The sequence below is a fragment of the Sphingobium algorifonticola genome (genome assembly GCF_004005485.1).
GTDB lineage: Bacteria > Pseudomonadota > Alphaproteobacteria > Sphingomonadales > Sphingomonadaceae > Sphingobium > Sphingobium algorifonticola.
Genome location: NZ_RZUL01000002.1, coordinates 608,516 through 621,604 on the forward strand (window position 1 = coordinate 608,516; position 13,089 = coordinate 621,604).

General features: G+C 62.8%; 14 protein-coding genes. 6 read left to right on the forward strand and 8 right to left on the reverse strand.

Going from position 1 to position 13,089, the window contains the following annotated elements; genetic code table 11:
* The first annotated feature begins 314 nt into the window (after positions 1-314).
* The gene (locus tag ENE74_RS08015) at positions 315-1,301 is read left to right on the forward strand and encodes an esterase-like activity of phytase family protein (protein ID WP_127690626.1); all 987 of its coding nucleotides are present in this window, start codon (positions 315-317) and stop codon (positions 1,299-1,301) included.
* 52 nt (positions 1,302-1,353) lie between these two features.
* Here the strand turns inward: ENE74_RS08015 and rpmB are convergent, their stop codons facing one another.
* Positions 1,354-1,644, reverse strand: coding sequence for a 50S ribosomal protein L28 (gene rpmB, locus ENE74_RS08020; RefSeq protein ID WP_127690334.1), 291 nt, complete (start codon positions 1,642-1,644; stop codon positions 1,354-1,356).
* 173 nt (positions 1,645-1,817) lie between these two features.
* On the opposite strand from rpmB, the gene ENE74_RS08025 reads away from it, so the two are divergent.
* Both ENE74_RS08025 and tadA read left to right on the forward strand, forming a co-directional pair.
* Positions 1,818-2,045, forward strand: a complete 228-nt coding sequence (locus ENE74_RS08025) for a hypothetical protein (RefSeq protein ID WP_338142983.1) — start codon at positions 1,818-1,820, stop codon at positions 2,043-2,045.
* A gap of 193 nt (positions 2,046-2,238) precedes the next feature.
* Positions 2,239-2,697, forward strand: a complete 459-nt coding sequence (gene tadA, locus ENE74_RS08030) for a tRNA adenosine(34) deaminase TadA (protein ID WP_127690335.1) — start codon at positions 2,239-2,241, stop codon at positions 2,695-2,697.
* Here tadA and ENE74_RS08035 read toward each other — a convergent pair.
* Positions 2,665-4,566 carry a hypothetical protein gene (locus ENE74_RS08035; RefSeq protein WP_127690628.1) on the reverse strand — a complete coding sequence of 634 codons (1,902 nt, stop codon included), beginning with the start codon at positions 4,564-4,566 and terminating at the stop codon, positions 2,665-2,667. The two genes, tadA and ENE74_RS08035, sit on opposite strands and share 33 nt — an antisense overlap.
* A gap of 84 nt (positions 4,567-4,650) precedes the next feature.
* Between ENE74_RS08035 and ENE74_RS08040 the strand changes: the two genes are divergently transcribed.
* Both ENE74_RS08040 and ENE74_RS08045 read left to right on the forward strand, forming a co-directional pair.
* Positions 4,651-5,067, forward strand: coding sequence for a GtrA family protein (locus ENE74_RS08040; RefSeq protein ID WP_127690336.1), 417 nt, complete (start codon positions 4,651-4,653; stop codon positions 5,065-5,067).
* 84 nt (positions 5,068-5,151) lie between these two features.
* The gene (locus tag ENE74_RS08045) at positions 5,152-5,952 is read left to right on the forward strand and encodes a DUF4198 domain-containing protein (protein WP_164847410.1); all 801 of its coding nucleotides are present in this window, start codon (positions 5,152-5,154) and stop codon (positions 5,950-5,952) included.
* Between the two features lie 37 nt (positions 5,953-5,989).
* On the opposite strand, the gene ENE74_RS08050 is transcribed toward ENE74_RS08045, so the two are convergent.
* Genes ENE74_RS08050 through ENE74_RS08060 form a run of 3 tightly spaced genes read right to left on the reverse strand, consistent with a single transcriptional unit; the run spans position 5,990 to position 8,425 of the window.
* Complete coding sequence (locus ENE74_RS08050) at positions 5,990-6,790, reverse strand: LytR/AlgR family response regulator transcription factor (protein ID WP_127690338.1); 801 nt, start codon at positions 6,788-6,790, stop codon at positions 5,990-5,992.
* The gene (locus ENE74_RS08055) at positions 6,787-7,884 is read right to left on the reverse strand and encodes a sensor histidine kinase (RefSeq protein WP_127690339.1); all 1,098 of its coding nucleotides are present in this window, start codon (positions 7,882-7,884) and stop codon (positions 6,787-6,789) included. Before ENE74_RS08055 ends, ENE74_RS08050 begins: the two co-directional genes overlap by 4 nt.
* Before the next feature lie 52 nt (positions 7,885-7,936).
* The gene (locus ENE74_RS08060; protein WP_127690340.1) at positions 7,937-8,425 is read right to left on the reverse strand and encodes a winged helix-turn-helix transcriptional regulator; all 489 of its coding nucleotides are present in this window, start codon (positions 8,423-8,425) and stop codon (positions 7,937-7,939) included.
* A 136-nt stretch (positions 8,426-8,561) separates the two neighbouring features.
* Between ENE74_RS08060 and ENE74_RS08065 the strand changes: the two genes are divergently transcribed.
* A complete protein-coding gene (locus tag ENE74_RS08065; RefSeq protein ID WP_127690341.1) occupies positions 8,562-10,667 on the forward strand; it encodes a RelA/SpoT family protein in 2,106 nt (701 codons plus the stop codon).
* Between the two features lie 156 nt (positions 10,668-10,823).
* On the opposite strand, the gene ENE74_RS08070 is transcribed toward ENE74_RS08065, so the two are convergent.
* The 3 genes from ENE74_RS08070 to ENE74_RS08080 all read right to left on the reverse strand — a co-directional run bounded on the left by ENE74_RS08070 (position 10,824) and on the right by ENE74_RS08080 (position 12,987).
* Positions 10,824-11,519 carry a GIN domain-containing protein gene (locus ENE74_RS08070; protein ID WP_127690629.1) on the reverse strand — a complete coding sequence of 232 codons (696 nt, stop codon included), beginning with the start codon at positions 11,517-11,519 and terminating at the stop codon, positions 10,824-10,826.
* A 43-nt stretch (positions 11,520-11,562) separates the two neighbouring features.
* Positions 11,563-12,300: a head GIN domain-containing protein gene (locus ENE74_RS08075; protein WP_164847411.1), complete on the reverse strand. Its 738-nt coding sequence runs from the start codon at positions 12,298-12,300 to the stop codon at positions 11,563-11,565.
* A 156-nt stretch (positions 12,301-12,456) separates the two neighbouring features.
* Complete coding sequence (locus tag ENE74_RS08080) at positions 12,457-12,987, reverse strand: CarD family transcriptional regulator (protein WP_127690343.1); 531 nt, start codon at positions 12,985-12,987, stop codon at positions 12,457-12,459.
* Between the last annotated feature and the right edge of the window lie 102 nt (positions 12,988-13,089).

A 13,089-nucleotide genomic window follows, 5' to 3' on the forward strand; every position in this document is an offset into this window, starting at 1 on the left:
GAGAGTGATTATTCCGAATCACTGTGTCTCTCGATGAAGCCGTTATGCGCGAGTCGCGTTGAGGGCTGGCTGAACATGGCTGACAGCGGTCGTTCAGTTAGCTGGCGTTCATGATGCAGGCTAAACGCCCCAATCCTCCCCGTAGAGGGGAGGGGGACCGCCCGCAGGGCGGTGGAGGGGGGTCCCGCTCTCGATAGGATAAGACACCCCTCCGTCAGGCTCCGCCTGCCGCCTCCCCTGCAAGGGGAGTATTGGGCGGTATCGAAACCTTTTCGCTGTTTTCCCTTTCGGCGATGCCCTATCGGCTTGGGCCGATGTCGCGCATTGCCCTCATCCTGCTGCTCGCCGTGGCGCTGCTGTCGCCGCCGCCGCCCAACAAGAGCGGCCCGCGCGTCGCCGGGTTGATCGCTGTGACGGCGCAGCCGCTTGCTCTCGACAGCAGCGATCCGGCCCGCACATTGCTCGGTCCGCTGCGCTATCTGGGTGGCTGGGCGCTGCGCAGCGATCATGATGACTTCGGCGGCATATCCTCGTTGCGGGCGATGCCGGACGGCAGTCTGCTGGCGCTGAGCGATTCGGGCATGCTGCTGGGTTTCACGCCCGGAAAAGCGCGCGGTTTCATTGCGCCGCTGCCGGTGTTCCGGGCGGAAAGGAACTGGCCGGGCTGGAAATGGGATTCCGAAGCGCAGGCCTATGATCCGGCGACGGGCCGCTACTGGGTCTCCTTTGAGCTGATCCAGCGCGTCTGCCGCTATGCCCCCGGCTATGCGCGGGTGGAAGCGTGCCGGGTCTGGCCCGCTGTCGCCGCCTGGCCCGATACCGGCGGCGGCGAGGCGATGGCCCGCCTGCCCGACGGACGCTTCCTTTTGTTTTCCGAATATGCCTATGGGCCGGGCGGCGTCGGCACCGATGTATTGCTGTTTCAGCAAGATCCCGCCGACCGCAGCAGTGTGCCGCCGCTGCGCCTCAGCTACCGCCCGCCGCAGGGCTATCGTGCGACCGATGCCGTGGCGCTCGATCATGATAGGCTGCTGGTGCTCAACCGTCGCGTCACCCTGCACGAAGGGTTCACCGCTGTCCTGTCGCTCGTGAAGCTGCCGCCGCTGCGCGCAGGGGCGGTGCTCGTCCCTCGCGACATCGCTCGCTTCGCCCCGCCGCTCCTTGCCGACAATTTCGAGGCACTGGCGCTATCGCGCGAAAACGGACGACGGATTCTCTGGATCGCATCGGACGACAACCACCAGTTCTTTCAGCGCAGCCTGCTGCTGAAGTTCGCGCTGCCGGACGATCCGGGACAATAAAAAAGGCGACCCGAAGGCCGCCCTCTTTATCACTCAGGCGATTCGCAGCCGATCAGGCGGCGGCGCTCGCCTTCTTGGCGATTTCGCGCTTCAGGCGCTGCGCCTTGAGCGACAGCTTCTCATCATTGGTCTTGAGCAGCCAGTTGTCCAGGCCGCCGACATGCTCGACCGACCGCAGGCCGTTGGTCGACACGCGCAGCTTCACGCTCTTTTCGAGCGACTCGGAAATCAGCGTGACGTTCTGCAGGTTGGGCAGGAACACGCGCTTGGTCTTGTTGTTCGCATGGGACACATTGTGGCCCACCTGGCGGGTCTTGCCGGTCAGTTCGCAGATACGCGACATATCGTTCAGCCTTATACGTCTTGAAGGTTCAGGGTGTCGGGCCTGTGCCCGGAAAGCGGCGCGGATAGCCCGATCGGGCGTGCGCGTCAACCCTTGGCTTGGGGTAGACCCAAGCGATCAGCAACCTTCGCACCTGATCTGCGTTAAGCTGTCTATAATGGATGGAGGATCGGATGATAAGGTTCATATTTGGCCTGCTGCTGGTGGCCGTGGTGCTTGTCGGGGGCGCAATGGCCTTTGGCCTGCTGAAGGTCGAGCAGACCCGCGACGCGAAGCTTCCTGCCATCGCGGTGGAACAAGGCACATTGCCGTCGTACAAGGCGGACGTCGTGAAGGTGGAAGTCGGCACCCGCAACGAAACGGTGGAAGTGCCGACGGTGGCTGTGCGCAAGCCGGAGTGAATTGAACTCGCAACGCCGTCCCCGGCCCTCGCGATGCCTCAACAATAGGGTCAGGCAAAGCGCGTCGTCATTCCCGCCTTCGCGGGACTGACAGACATATCGGGTCTGCGCTCGTCGGATGGCGATGACCTTCGCCAGGAAACGGTAAGCTGGCCAATTGCGGTTCGCATCCCTTTGCCTCTAAACAGGCTGGGTGCCCGCGCCTTTCCCCACGCCTCCCTTCATGCACCAGGCGCTCGATCTTGCCCGTGCCGCGGGGGCGGCGGGCGAAGTGCCTGTCGGTGCGGTCGTCGTGCGGGCGGGAGCAGTGATCGGGCAAGGCGAGAACCGTAACCGGCGGGACAATGACCCGACCGCCCATGCCGAGATCATCGCTATACGCGCCGCTGCGGCGCAACTGGGCGATTATCGTCTTGTCGATTGCGACCTGTGGGTGACGCTTGAACCATGCGCGATGTGTGCAGGGGCCATCGCCCATGCGCGAATCGCCCGCGTCTATTATGGCGCGGCCGACCCCAAGGGCGGCGGTGTCGATCATGGCGCGCGGGTCTTTGCCCATCCGCAGTGCCTGCATCGGCCGGATGTCTATGGCGGTATCGGGGAAGATGCCGCCGCTGCCCTACTGCGCGGCTTTTTCGCTGCCCGTCGCTAAGTCGTCGGGCGCTGCATAGTCGATGCGATAGATGCGGTAGGGCCAGGTATAGCCGACGTTGAGGTTCACGAGTGTCAGCCAGGCGGGCACTTTTCCCCGCATCAGTTGCGCGTAGAAGCCGCGGGGGCTGCGGGCCTGATAAACGGTGGCTTCCGGGAAATTGGGGCAGACCAGCAGATAGCGGGCGAAATGCCGAGCGGCGATGGCCCGGAATCCTTCGGGCGGGCCATCCATCGCATGATGGATCGCCAAGATGGCGTCGCCATTGCGGTGATAGGGTCCGGCGATCGCACGGTGATGCGTCGTCGCGATCAGGCGGGGGCCAAGATCGACCAGTGTGAAGATCGTCGACGACGGCAACTGATCGAGCACCTTGAGCGCAGGGGCAGACCGGCACTGGCCGTTCGCCTTGCGGATGGCCGCCGTGCGTTTCGCGATGAACGGGCGTGGGGGCGGGGCGGGCTTCGCGCCGGTAATATCCGCGATCAGCCGGTTGGCCTTGGGGTAAAGCTGATAGGAAAAGAGGACAGCGACGACCAGCAGGATGGCAACGCCGCCGACCAGTCGCCACACGGGTCGCCCCAGCACCAGGGCGCGCCCGGCCGTCCATGTCGCCCATGCCGCCGCTGGGATGGCCAGAAACTGTGCCGCCGGGCCAGCCCGCAATTGCCAGAACAACAGGGCGACGGCGAATAGCGTCATCAGCGTTACCGTCGCCCAGGCCCACAAAGCCTCGGTATCGCGCCGGACCTGCCAGCATGCGATCAGCGCGCCGATCACCGCCGTCACCGGCAGCGCCAGCAGCGGAATGACCACGCTGCGTGCCTGCGCCGTGATCGGCTTCGCCTCGCGGATATTGGCCAGCCACAGCTTTTGCAGTTCGGGGGAGAGCTGATAGGCGCCCGAAAGGCATTGCGGCCAGTTCACCCATGCGAACAGGCCGACGGCAAGGCCGACAAGCGCGCCCGCCGCCAGCCGCTGCGGCCAGCTTTTCAGCGGCAGCAGGGTCAGCAGCAGCATGCCACCGGACGCCGCTCCCAATATCGCGACCCACACCGGCGAGAGCGCATCGCAAACCGGCGCGCGATTGGCATAGCTGGCGGTCGTCACGAACAGCAGGCCCGTGCCCCCGCCCAGGCTGAGCGCATAGGGCCGCATCCGTCGCGCCGCGCCATCCTTGAACACCCAGCGCAGCGCGACGATCGCTCCGGCCGCAGCGAGATAGACGATCATCTCCATGCCGATCGCAATCGACAGCGCGCTGGAAAGCCCGGCGACGATCCCGCCGCGCAGCCAGTTGCGGTCGACCATGCCCGCCAGCATCGCCACGGTCAGCGCCAGTTGCCAGCCATGATGGTCGATCCGCATCGGCATATACATGCTCAGACCCATTTGCGCGGCCAGCGGCGCGAGGATCGCGACGATCCAGGCATTGCCGCCCGCCAGCCGCCGGACAATGAAGGCAAGGCCCAGCATCATCGGCAGCAGCGGCAGCAGCGGCGCGATCGCGCAGGCCAGCCGGTCCGCCGTCCCTGTATCGGTGAAGAAGCGGAAGAACAGCATCAGTCCCGCGATCGGCAGGTCCACCAGCCGCGACCAGTGGATGTTGGCGCCGACCGGCGGGTCCAGCCGGTGCTGGCTAAGGTCGAACCAGCCTTGCCCCGCCAGCCAATCCTTCACCTGGACATAGCGGATATTGTCATCGGTATCGCTCAGCACCATCCAATGGACCTGCTGCCAGCGCGCAACGATGTAGAAGGCGGCGATGCCGACCCAGGCAAGGAACGTCAGCCATTTCCAGTTTTCGTCGGCATAGGCGGACACGCGCGTGACGTGCGGGCGGATGCGGTCATGCCACAGGCTCGTCATGCTGTTTGCACTGTCCATCATCCCGCTTCCCATTGGCCGGGCTTGGGATTAGACCGCCGCACGCAAAGCGCAAAGGGGTGCGTCGTGAAAATCTTGGGAGCATCCGCGCCGCAGCGCCGCGCCCTCGTCTGGCAGGTGATACGCTATGGCCTGACCGGGCTGGCGGTGACGGCGATCCAGGCGGCGATCTACTGGACGCTGGCCGCGCCAATCGGCCTGCATCCGCAAATCGCGCTGGTCGCAGGATTTTGCGTCGCGGTGATCGCGGGCTATGTGCTGCACGGCGCTTATTCCTTTCCCGACGACGCGCGGGAGGATCGCAGCGCCCGCCGCGCCATACGGTTCGTTGCCGTTTCGCTGGTCAGCCTCGGCATCAACGCCTTCTGGGTCTGGCTGTGCGTCACGACGCTTGGCTGGCCAGAATGGTCGCCGATCCCGGCCTTTGTCTTCGTGACACCGGCCATCGTGTTCGTGCTCAACCGGCAGTGGGTGTTTCGGTAACGGGTCTACCCTTGCATGGGGTATTTGCCCTATGGGCGAACGGACGGTGCGATCTACTGTCGGGCGAAAGATACGGGGATAATCATGCGCCATTACCTGCTATTCGCCTTTGCCCTGCTGGGTGCTGTTCCCGCTGCTGCACATGATTTCTGGATCGATATCCCCCGCTATCGCCAAACCGACGGACAGGCGTTCGATCTCCAGTTCCTGATCGGCGACCCGACCGAAGTCGAGCATTGGGAAACCCGCTGGCACAAGATCGTGGCCTTGCAGAGCATCGGACCCGGCGGCGTAGCCGATCATCTCGCCGGGGTCCGGCTCAGCACCGAAACGAAGGCGGGCGGCGCCAGCGTCACCTTGCGTGGTGAAGGGACACATGTTCTGGCCTTCGTCAGCCATCAGGCTGAAAGCGACTTGCCCGCCGATGAGTTTACCGCCTACGCCGAACATGAAGGGCTGACTCCCGCGCTTGAAAAGCGCAAGGCCGATGGCACGAGCGCCGCGCGCGGACGCGAGCTTTATTCGCGCCGCGCGAAGGCGCTGGTTCAGGTCGGCACGGCGATCACCGATCAAGTGACGCGCCCGCTGGGGCTGACCTTGGAAATCGTGCCGGAAAAAAACCCTTATGCGCTTGCCGCCAATGAGGCGCTTCCGGTGCGCGTCTATTATCTTGGCAGGCCGCTGGCGGGCGCGAGTGTGGTCCTGGAACCGCTGCACCGCGCCGCGGGCCACGGCACCCCGGTCATCACCGACGCGCAGGGCCGGGCGCAAGTCCAGTTCGAGAAACGCGGCGAATGGCGGCTGGGCGTGGTTTGGACTCAGCCGATCGTCCATCCCCGCGCCGACTTCGACACGATCTTCTCCAGTCTGACATTCGGCTATTGAGCTAAGCCATCAGGTCAAAGTCTGGTCGTCAAGTTTCTTAATGTACGAACCGTGCCACCACGTCGCGGTAGCTGCGGCTGACCTTCACCTGCGCGCCACTTTCCAGCACAAGGAAACATTCGCCGTTGGTGTGGGGCTTTACCTGCCGAACCTGCGACAGGTTGACGATGGTGGACCGGTGGACGCGCTGGAAATTGCGGGGGTCCAGCCGCTTCTCCAGATCCTTCATCGTCTCGCGCAGGATCAGTGAATTGTCCGCGGTGTAAATGCACATGTAATCGCCCGCCGCGTCGATCCGCTCGATGCTGTCGACATCGACGCGGAATATCTGGCCGCGATCCTTGATGTTGATGAGTTTTTCGTAGCGGCTGGCGGCATGGCCGTCCTCTTCGGGCGCAAAATCGCTCATCGCTTGTGGGGCGACTTCGGCCAGCACCTCGCGCAGCCGTTCGACTTCCTGAACCTGCCGCTTTTCGTTCAGGCGCTGGCGCACGCGGTCCAGCGCATCGGCCAGGCGATCCGGCTCGACCGGCTTCATGAGATAATCGACTGCCTGCGCCTCGAACGCGCGGATGGCATGGTCCGAATAGGCCGTCACGAAAATGAACAGCGGCGGCTCGATTTCCATCATGCCCTGCACCACCGAAAAGCCGTCGAACCCGGGCATCTGGATGTCGAGAAAGACGAGATCGGGCTTGTGTGTCTTGATCGCGCGGATCGCCTCGCGACCGTTCTGGCAGGTTTCGATGATTTCGACATCCTCATGCGCTTCGAGGCGGAGTGTCATGCCCTGAATGGCAAGGCTCTCATCATCGACGAGGATCGTTCTGATTGTCATGCAGCCACTTTCGTTGAATCTTCCGTTATCAGCGGCATTTCGATGGTGACCGAAAATCCGCCTCCGGGTGTGGAACGCGCATCGAAGCTGTGCCGTTCCCCATAAGCCTGAAACAGCCTGTCGCGGATGTTCGCCAGCCCGACGCCTGTGGACAGACTTGGCCGGACAGTGATTTCGTTCAATCCCGGACCCGTATCGGATACGACGATACGGACGTTTTCACCGGCAGGCTGCGCCATGACGGTGATTTCCGCGCCTTCCTCCTTGGGTGTCACGGCATATTTGATGGCATTTTCGACCAGCGGCTGGAGGAGCAGAGAGGGGAGGCGGGCATGCGCCACGGCCGGATCGATGCTGAACGTAGGGCGCAGCCGCTCCTCGAACCGCATTTTCTCGATTTCCAGATAGAGCTTGAGCGTCTCGACTTCCTGCTCCAGCGTCACCTGCGCGGTCGGCTCGTTGATGAGGGTGTAGCGCAGGAAGGAGGACAGGCGCGAAAGCATGGCATTCGCCCTGTCGGTCTGTTTCAGCAGCACCAGCGTCGAAATGCTGTTGAGCGTATTGAAGAGGAAATGCGGATTCAGCTGGTATCGCAACATCGCGAGCTGGGCGTTGCTCGCCTGTAGTTCGAGGCGCTGCAACTGATCGGCCTGTTCCTCGACCGTCAGGTAGAAGTTGATCGCATAATAGAGCGCCGACCAGGCGCCGAGCAAGGTCACCGCGAGATAGAAGGCCCCCAGAAACAGTTGCAGTCCCGCCGTTGCGCTCGACTGATTCTGCGTCGCGAACACCCATGCGTCGATGAATGCGCAGAGCGCCGCCGCCGCAACCACCACGATGATCGATACACCCCAGGTGATAAGCGGCCGCTGCTTCAGCAGCGCGCGAAAGATGACGCCCATCAGCAGCGTGACGGAATAGCCGGTCACCGTCGAAATCAGCACCGGCACCAGAAATGACAGGTCCTGCCCATTGGCCACGCCCGAGGCCCCGCGCAGGCCGAAAGCCCCCAGCCAGCCCAATGTCTGCAAGTTCCAGAAAGCCCGGTTCTTGTCCGCGAAAAAGGGTTGCGGTTGCAGGGGATTGACCGACATGCGGCAGGCTTAGCGAGTTTTCAGGAAGGCGAGAAGGGGGCGCGGTCCTTCGTCAGGCCGCAAGGTCTTTCGTCAGCTCGCCCAGATCGACGTGATAATCGTCAGGAAACAGCCACATCAGGTCGTCGATGGTCAAAACACGCCCGTCATGCGCGCGAATCTGCATCGGCTGGATGGGGAGGCCGTCGCGCTTGTCGCACAGCACAGGTTTCGAAGGAACGCCGCACTCCCATTTTTCGCCCCACTGGCGCAGTGCGATCATCACCGGCGCCAGTTCCTTGCCTTTTTGCGTTATCCGATATTCCACCTTGCGCCGATCGCACTGCATCGGCTCGCGCGACAATATGCCTTTTTCCACCAGCCGGGCCAGCCGGTTGGCCAGGATGTTGCGGGCGATGTTCAGTTGCGACTGGAACTCTTCAAAATGCTTGAGACCGCTGATCGCGCCTCGCATGATCATGAACGACCACCGTTCTCCCATCGCCTCCAACGCCTGGGGAAGCGGGCATTGATCGAACGCGTCATGTAGCTGCTTTGTCATAACCGGAAATAATAAACCAAAACGGGCAAAGTTGCAAAAAACAATCCTTAGCTGCGGGAATGTTGATGGGCGCTTAACCTTGGCGATCCAGATATTTTTGTTGCGAAACCGGCCCTAGTCCGCACAACGGACAGTGATGTTACGCCAGTATGAGCTTGTCGAGCGGGTAAAACGCTATGATCCGGATGCGGACGAGGCGATGATCAATCGCGCCTATGTCTTTTCGGTGCAGAAACATGGCAGCCAGAAACGCGCCAGCGGCGACCCCTATTTCAGCCATCCGATTGAAGTCGCTGGCATATTGACCGATCTGTATCTGGATGACCAGACCATCGTGACGGCGCTTCTGCACGACACGATCGAGGATACGCTCGTCACTTATGAAGAGATCGAGGCGGCGTTCGGAAAGGATGTCGCGCGCCTCGTCGACGGCGTTACGAAGCTCAGCAAGATCGAGGCGCAGTCCGAAAACGAACGCGCGGCGGAAAATCTGCGCAAGTTTCTGCTCGCGATGTCCGACGATATCCGGGTTCTGCTGGTGAAGCTCGCCGACCGGCTGCACAATATGCGGACGCTGCACTTCATCAAGAATCCCGACAAGCGCAGGCGCATCGCCCGCGAAACGATGGATATCTACGCGCCGCTCGCCGAACGGATCGGCATGTATGATTTCATGCGCGAAATGCAGTTGCTGGCGTTCCGCGAGCTGGAACCCGACGCCTATGGCAGCATCACCCGAAGGCTGGAGCAGCTGAAGGAAGGCGGCGGGGACAAGGTGGCGCGAATCGCATCCGGCCTTCAGCTTCTGCTGGGCAGCAGCGACGTGCGCGTCACGGTCTCGGGCCGGGAAAAGCATCCTTTCTCCATCTGGAGGAAGATGCAGGAGCGGCACATCAGCTTCGAGCAGTTGACCGATGTCATGGCCTTTCGCGTCATCACGGAAAGCCCTGAGGATTGCTATCGGGCGCTCGGCGTCATCCATCAGAAGTTCAAGATGGTGCCCGGCCGGTTCAAGGATTATATCTCAACGCCCAAGCGCAACGGCTATCGATCGATCCATACGACGGTGATCCATGGGGAAAATGCGCGTATAGAGGTGCAGATTCGCAGTCAGGACATGCATCGTGACAGCGAGTTCGGCCTTGCCGCACACTGGGCCTATAAGCAGTCGGCCGATGGCAAGATGAAGCGGCCCGACGGGCAGGCCGGCTGGCTGCGCGATCTGATCGAGATACTGGAGCAGAGCCAGGACGCCGACGAACTGCTCGAACATACCCGCATGGCGATGTATCAGGATCGCATCTTCGCCTTTTCGCCCAAGGGCGAGTTGCACCAGTTGCCCAAAGGCGCGACGCCGGTCGATTTTGCCTATGCCGTTCACACCCGGCTGGGCAATCAAACGGTCGGCGCGAAAGTCAACGGACGCGTGGTGCCGCTGCGCACCAGCCTTGAAAATGGCGATCAGGTCGAGATTCTGAAGTCCGACGGGCAGGAACCGCAACCCGGCTGGCTGACGTTCGTGGTCACCGGCAAGGCGCGTGCCGCCATCCGCCGGTACATCCGCAACAAGCAGCGCGGCGAACAGATTGCGCTGGGCGAAAAGCTGTTCGAGGAAATCGTGGGCCGCCTGCCGGTCGAGATCGGCGACAAGGGGATCGCCGCGGGGATCAAGCGATTGAAGCTGGAGGACCGGGCGGCACTGATGATCGCCATAGCAACACACCGCGTTACCGATGCCGAAGTGATGGAGGCCCTGATCCCCGGATCGACCACGGCGGAAGGGGCGGAGGAAGCGCATCCGCGCCAGCATGAGCCGGTTTCCATCCGGGGGCTGACGCCCGGCATCGCCTATCATCTGGGCGAATGCTGTCACCCCGTGCCGGGCGACCGCATCGTCGGCATTCGCATCACCGGCGAACCCATCGAAGTCCATACGATCGACTGCCCGAAACTGGAAAGCGGGCAGGATGCCGACTGGGTCGATCTGGCCTGGGATGCCAAGTCCAAGGGCGGCACGGCGCGTCTTGCCATTATCGTCAAGAATCAACCAGGTGCCCTTGCCGCCGTCGCCAACATCTTCGGCGCGAACAAGGCGAACATCCTCAACCTGCAACTGGTGAACCGCGAAGGACCGTTTCATACGGACGTCATCGACCTGGAAGTCAGCGACGCGCAGCATCTCATGCGGATATTATCCGCCCTCCGCGCGCTGGATATCGTGGTGCAGGCGGACAGGGTTTAGGGGCGCAACACAAGATCAGAGCCTTTCACCCTGAGCCTGTCGAAGGGCTTTACTGAACGAAGTGAAGTATATGCTTCGCCTGCGGCTCAGCATGGCCCTTCGACAGGCTCAGGGCGAACGGGGTAGATGGGCTGATCCTTGCTTCGTGCACCCAGCCTAACGCTCGTCCCCACCGCACAGCACCCGGCCCGCGCCGTTGTGGACCACGGTGCACGCCGCCTTGCCGCTCACGATGACGTCTCCTGATCCATAGGCGCGCACATCGGCCGTTGCCGATGCGGTGATTGCGATGCTGCCCGTGCCTTCATTGGTCAGCCGCGCATCGCGTGCCGTCAGCGCCTCCGCCGAGAGCGTACCTGGGCCGGAAACGCGCACGTCGGTCCGCCCCGCCTTGCCCGCCACGGTCACGCGCCCGCTGCCGGACAGCAGGATGTTGAACTGGTCGAGCGCGACTGCGCCGATCGTGAGGTCGCCGCCGCCGCCCAGCATGATATCACCGCGCGTTCCCTTCATCCTGTCGATGCTGAGCGATCCGCCACCGGTCAGCGTCGCGCGCCGCACATCGTCCGTCGACAGCCGCAGTGTCACCGGCCCGCCGCCGCCCTTCTGGCCCGATGGCCTGGGTTTCATGCGGATCACAAGGCTGTTGCCCGACACTTTCATGTCGATGCGGTCCAGTGCCTCGCGGTCGCCTTCGCCGCTGGCGGTCACCCCTTTGCCGCTGGTGATGGCGACGCGAATCGGCGCATCCAGCCGAACGCTGTCAAAGCGGGTAATCGTGTAAGTCTGCGTCGCGGCGAGCGTGGGCACCGGTAGCGCGGCGAACGCGATGATGAGAGCGGCGCGGATCATGGCCTGAACGGAGTGCAAGCCACCCTCCGCGGCAATCGGGCCATTATCCGCTGCATCGCGCCTTGCCCGATCCCATCGCTGCGACCGTGCATTTGGCCTTGCCGATCACATCGGCGTTGCCCGATCCCATGATATGAACCGCGACGGTGCCGTCGGATGCAAGGCGGGCGTCACCCGATCCCAGCATATTGATGTCGCCGCTTCCCGCCTTCAGAGCGGCTGCGTCGATGCCGCCCGATCCGGTGGCGGACAAAGATGCCGTGCCCGCGGTTCCGCTGATCCGCATATCGCCCGATCCGGTGACACCGGCCTTGAGCGTCCGCACCTTGGCAGTGGCCACCGCCAGATTGCCGGAACCCGTCAGCGACAGGTCGAGCGTGTCGCCCTGTGCCCGGTCGACCGTCATATCGCCCGAACCCGCCAGCGATGCCGACGCCAGCGCGGGCATGGCGACACGGATCGTCGCGCCCTTGTCCGGCTGGCGATCCATGCCGCCGACGCGCGGCTTGCGGCCGATATGGAGCACGCCGTCCTTCACCCCGATTTCGATACGCTTCAAGGCTTCGGGATCGCCCTGGGCCGTCACGTTGAAGGCCGGGCCGACGCTGACAATCACGGTGTCCGGTCCGGCCGCTTCGACACCTGCAAAGTCACGCAGGTCGGACAGATCGGCCGTCGCAGCGCGCGTGCCGACCATGGATTGCGCCCCGCTTTCCGAACAGCCCGACAACGCCACGGCAAGGCCCCCCATCATCAGGGCGGGAATGAAGCGTCGCGGCATCCGGCATCTCCTCATCTGTATTGCGAATATAATACAGTGAAGGAACGGGCATGCAAGGCGAAATATTGGCCGGGTATCGGCCCTGCGGCTGCATGGGCAACGAAAAAGGGCGCCTCGCGGGGCGCCCTTCTTGTCTGGTACGGTCGGGGCCGACTGTCAGTCGACCTTTTCCTTGTTATATTTCGGCGCGGCTTCGTTGAGAATCTGCAGGATCTTCTTGAGCGCACCCGGCTCATCCGTCTCTTCCATCGCGGCAAGTTCGCGGGCGAGACGGCTGGAGGCCGCTTCGAAAATCTGCCGCTCGGAATAGCTCTGCTCGGGCTGATCGTCGGCGCGAAACAGGTCGCGCGTCACTTCGGCGATCGACACGAGGTCGCCCGAATTGATCTTCGCTTCATATTCCTGCGCGCGGCGCGACCACATGGTCCGCTTGACCTTGGGCTTGCCTTTCAGCGTTTCCATGGCCTCTTCGAGCGTCTTGTTCGAAGACAGCTTGCGCATGCCGACACCTTCGGCCTTGTTCGTGGGAACGCGCAACGTCATGCGTTCCTTTTCGAAGCGCAGGACATAGAGTTCCAGCTCCATGCCCGCGATCTGCTCTTTCTGCAATTCGATCACACGGCCAACGCCATGCTTGGGATAAACGACATAATCACCGACGTCAAAGGACAGCGCCTTGGCAGCCATTTGGAACCTTTCCATCACAATGGAGAAACCGATGTTGCGCACCACATGGACATTAGGGGAAATGCATGCGGCCGGACCGCAACGTCACCTGAGGATCATGGG

What these genes read in the sequence shown, in the direction of transcription:
- ENE74_RS08025 (WP_338142983.1), top strand. Translation starts at nt 1,818, where the DNA reads ATGATAAGGTTCATATTTGGCCTGCTGCTGGTGGCCGTGGTGCTTGTC.
- ENE74_RS08065 (WP_127690341.1), top strand. Translation starts at nt 8,562, where the DNA reads ATGTTACGCCAGTATGAGCTTGTCGAGCGGGTAAAACGCTATGATCCG.
- ENE74_RS08080 (WP_127690343.1), bottom strand. Translation starts at nt 12,987, where the DNA reads ATGGCTGCCAAGGCGCTGTCCTTTGACGTCGGTGATTATGTCGTTTAT.
- ENE74_RS08035 (WP_127690628.1), bottom strand. Translation starts at nt 4,566, where the DNA reads ATGACGAGCCTGTGGCATGACCGCATCCGCCCGCACGTCACGCGCGTG.
- rpmB (WP_127690334.1), bottom strand. Translation starts at nt 1,644, where the DNA reads ATGTCGCGTATCTGCGAACTGACCGGCAAGACCCGCCAGGTGGGCCAC.
- ENE74_RS08050 (WP_127690338.1), bottom strand. Translation starts at nt 6,790, where the DNA reads ATGACAATCAGAACGATCCTCGTCGATGATGAGAGCCTTGCCATTCAG.
- ENE74_RS08015 (WP_127690626.1), top strand. Translation starts at nt 315, where the DNA reads ATGTCGCGCATTGCCCTCATCCTGCTGCTCGCCGTGGCGCTGCTGTCG.
- ENE74_RS08075 (WP_164847411.1), bottom strand. Translation starts at nt 12,300, where the DNA reads ATGCCGCGACGCTTCATTCCCGCCCTGATGATGGGGGGCCTTGCCGTG.
- ENE74_RS08045 (WP_164847410.1), top strand. Translation starts at nt 5,152, where the DNA reads ATGCGCCATTACCTGCTATTCGCCTTTGCCCTGCTGGGTGCTGTTCCC.
- ENE74_RS08070 (WP_127690629.1), bottom strand. Translation starts at nt 11,519, where the DNA reads ATGATCCGCGCCGCTCTCATCATCGCGTTCGCCGCGCTACCGGTGCCC.
- ENE74_RS08055 (WP_127690339.1), bottom strand. Translation starts at nt 7,884, where the DNA reads ATGTCGGTCAATCCCCTGCAACCGCAACCCTTTTTCGCGGACAAGAAC.
- ENE74_RS08060 (WP_127690340.1), bottom strand. Translation starts at nt 8,425, where the DNA reads ATGACAAAGCAGCTACATGACGCGTTCGATCAATGCCCGCTTCCCCAG.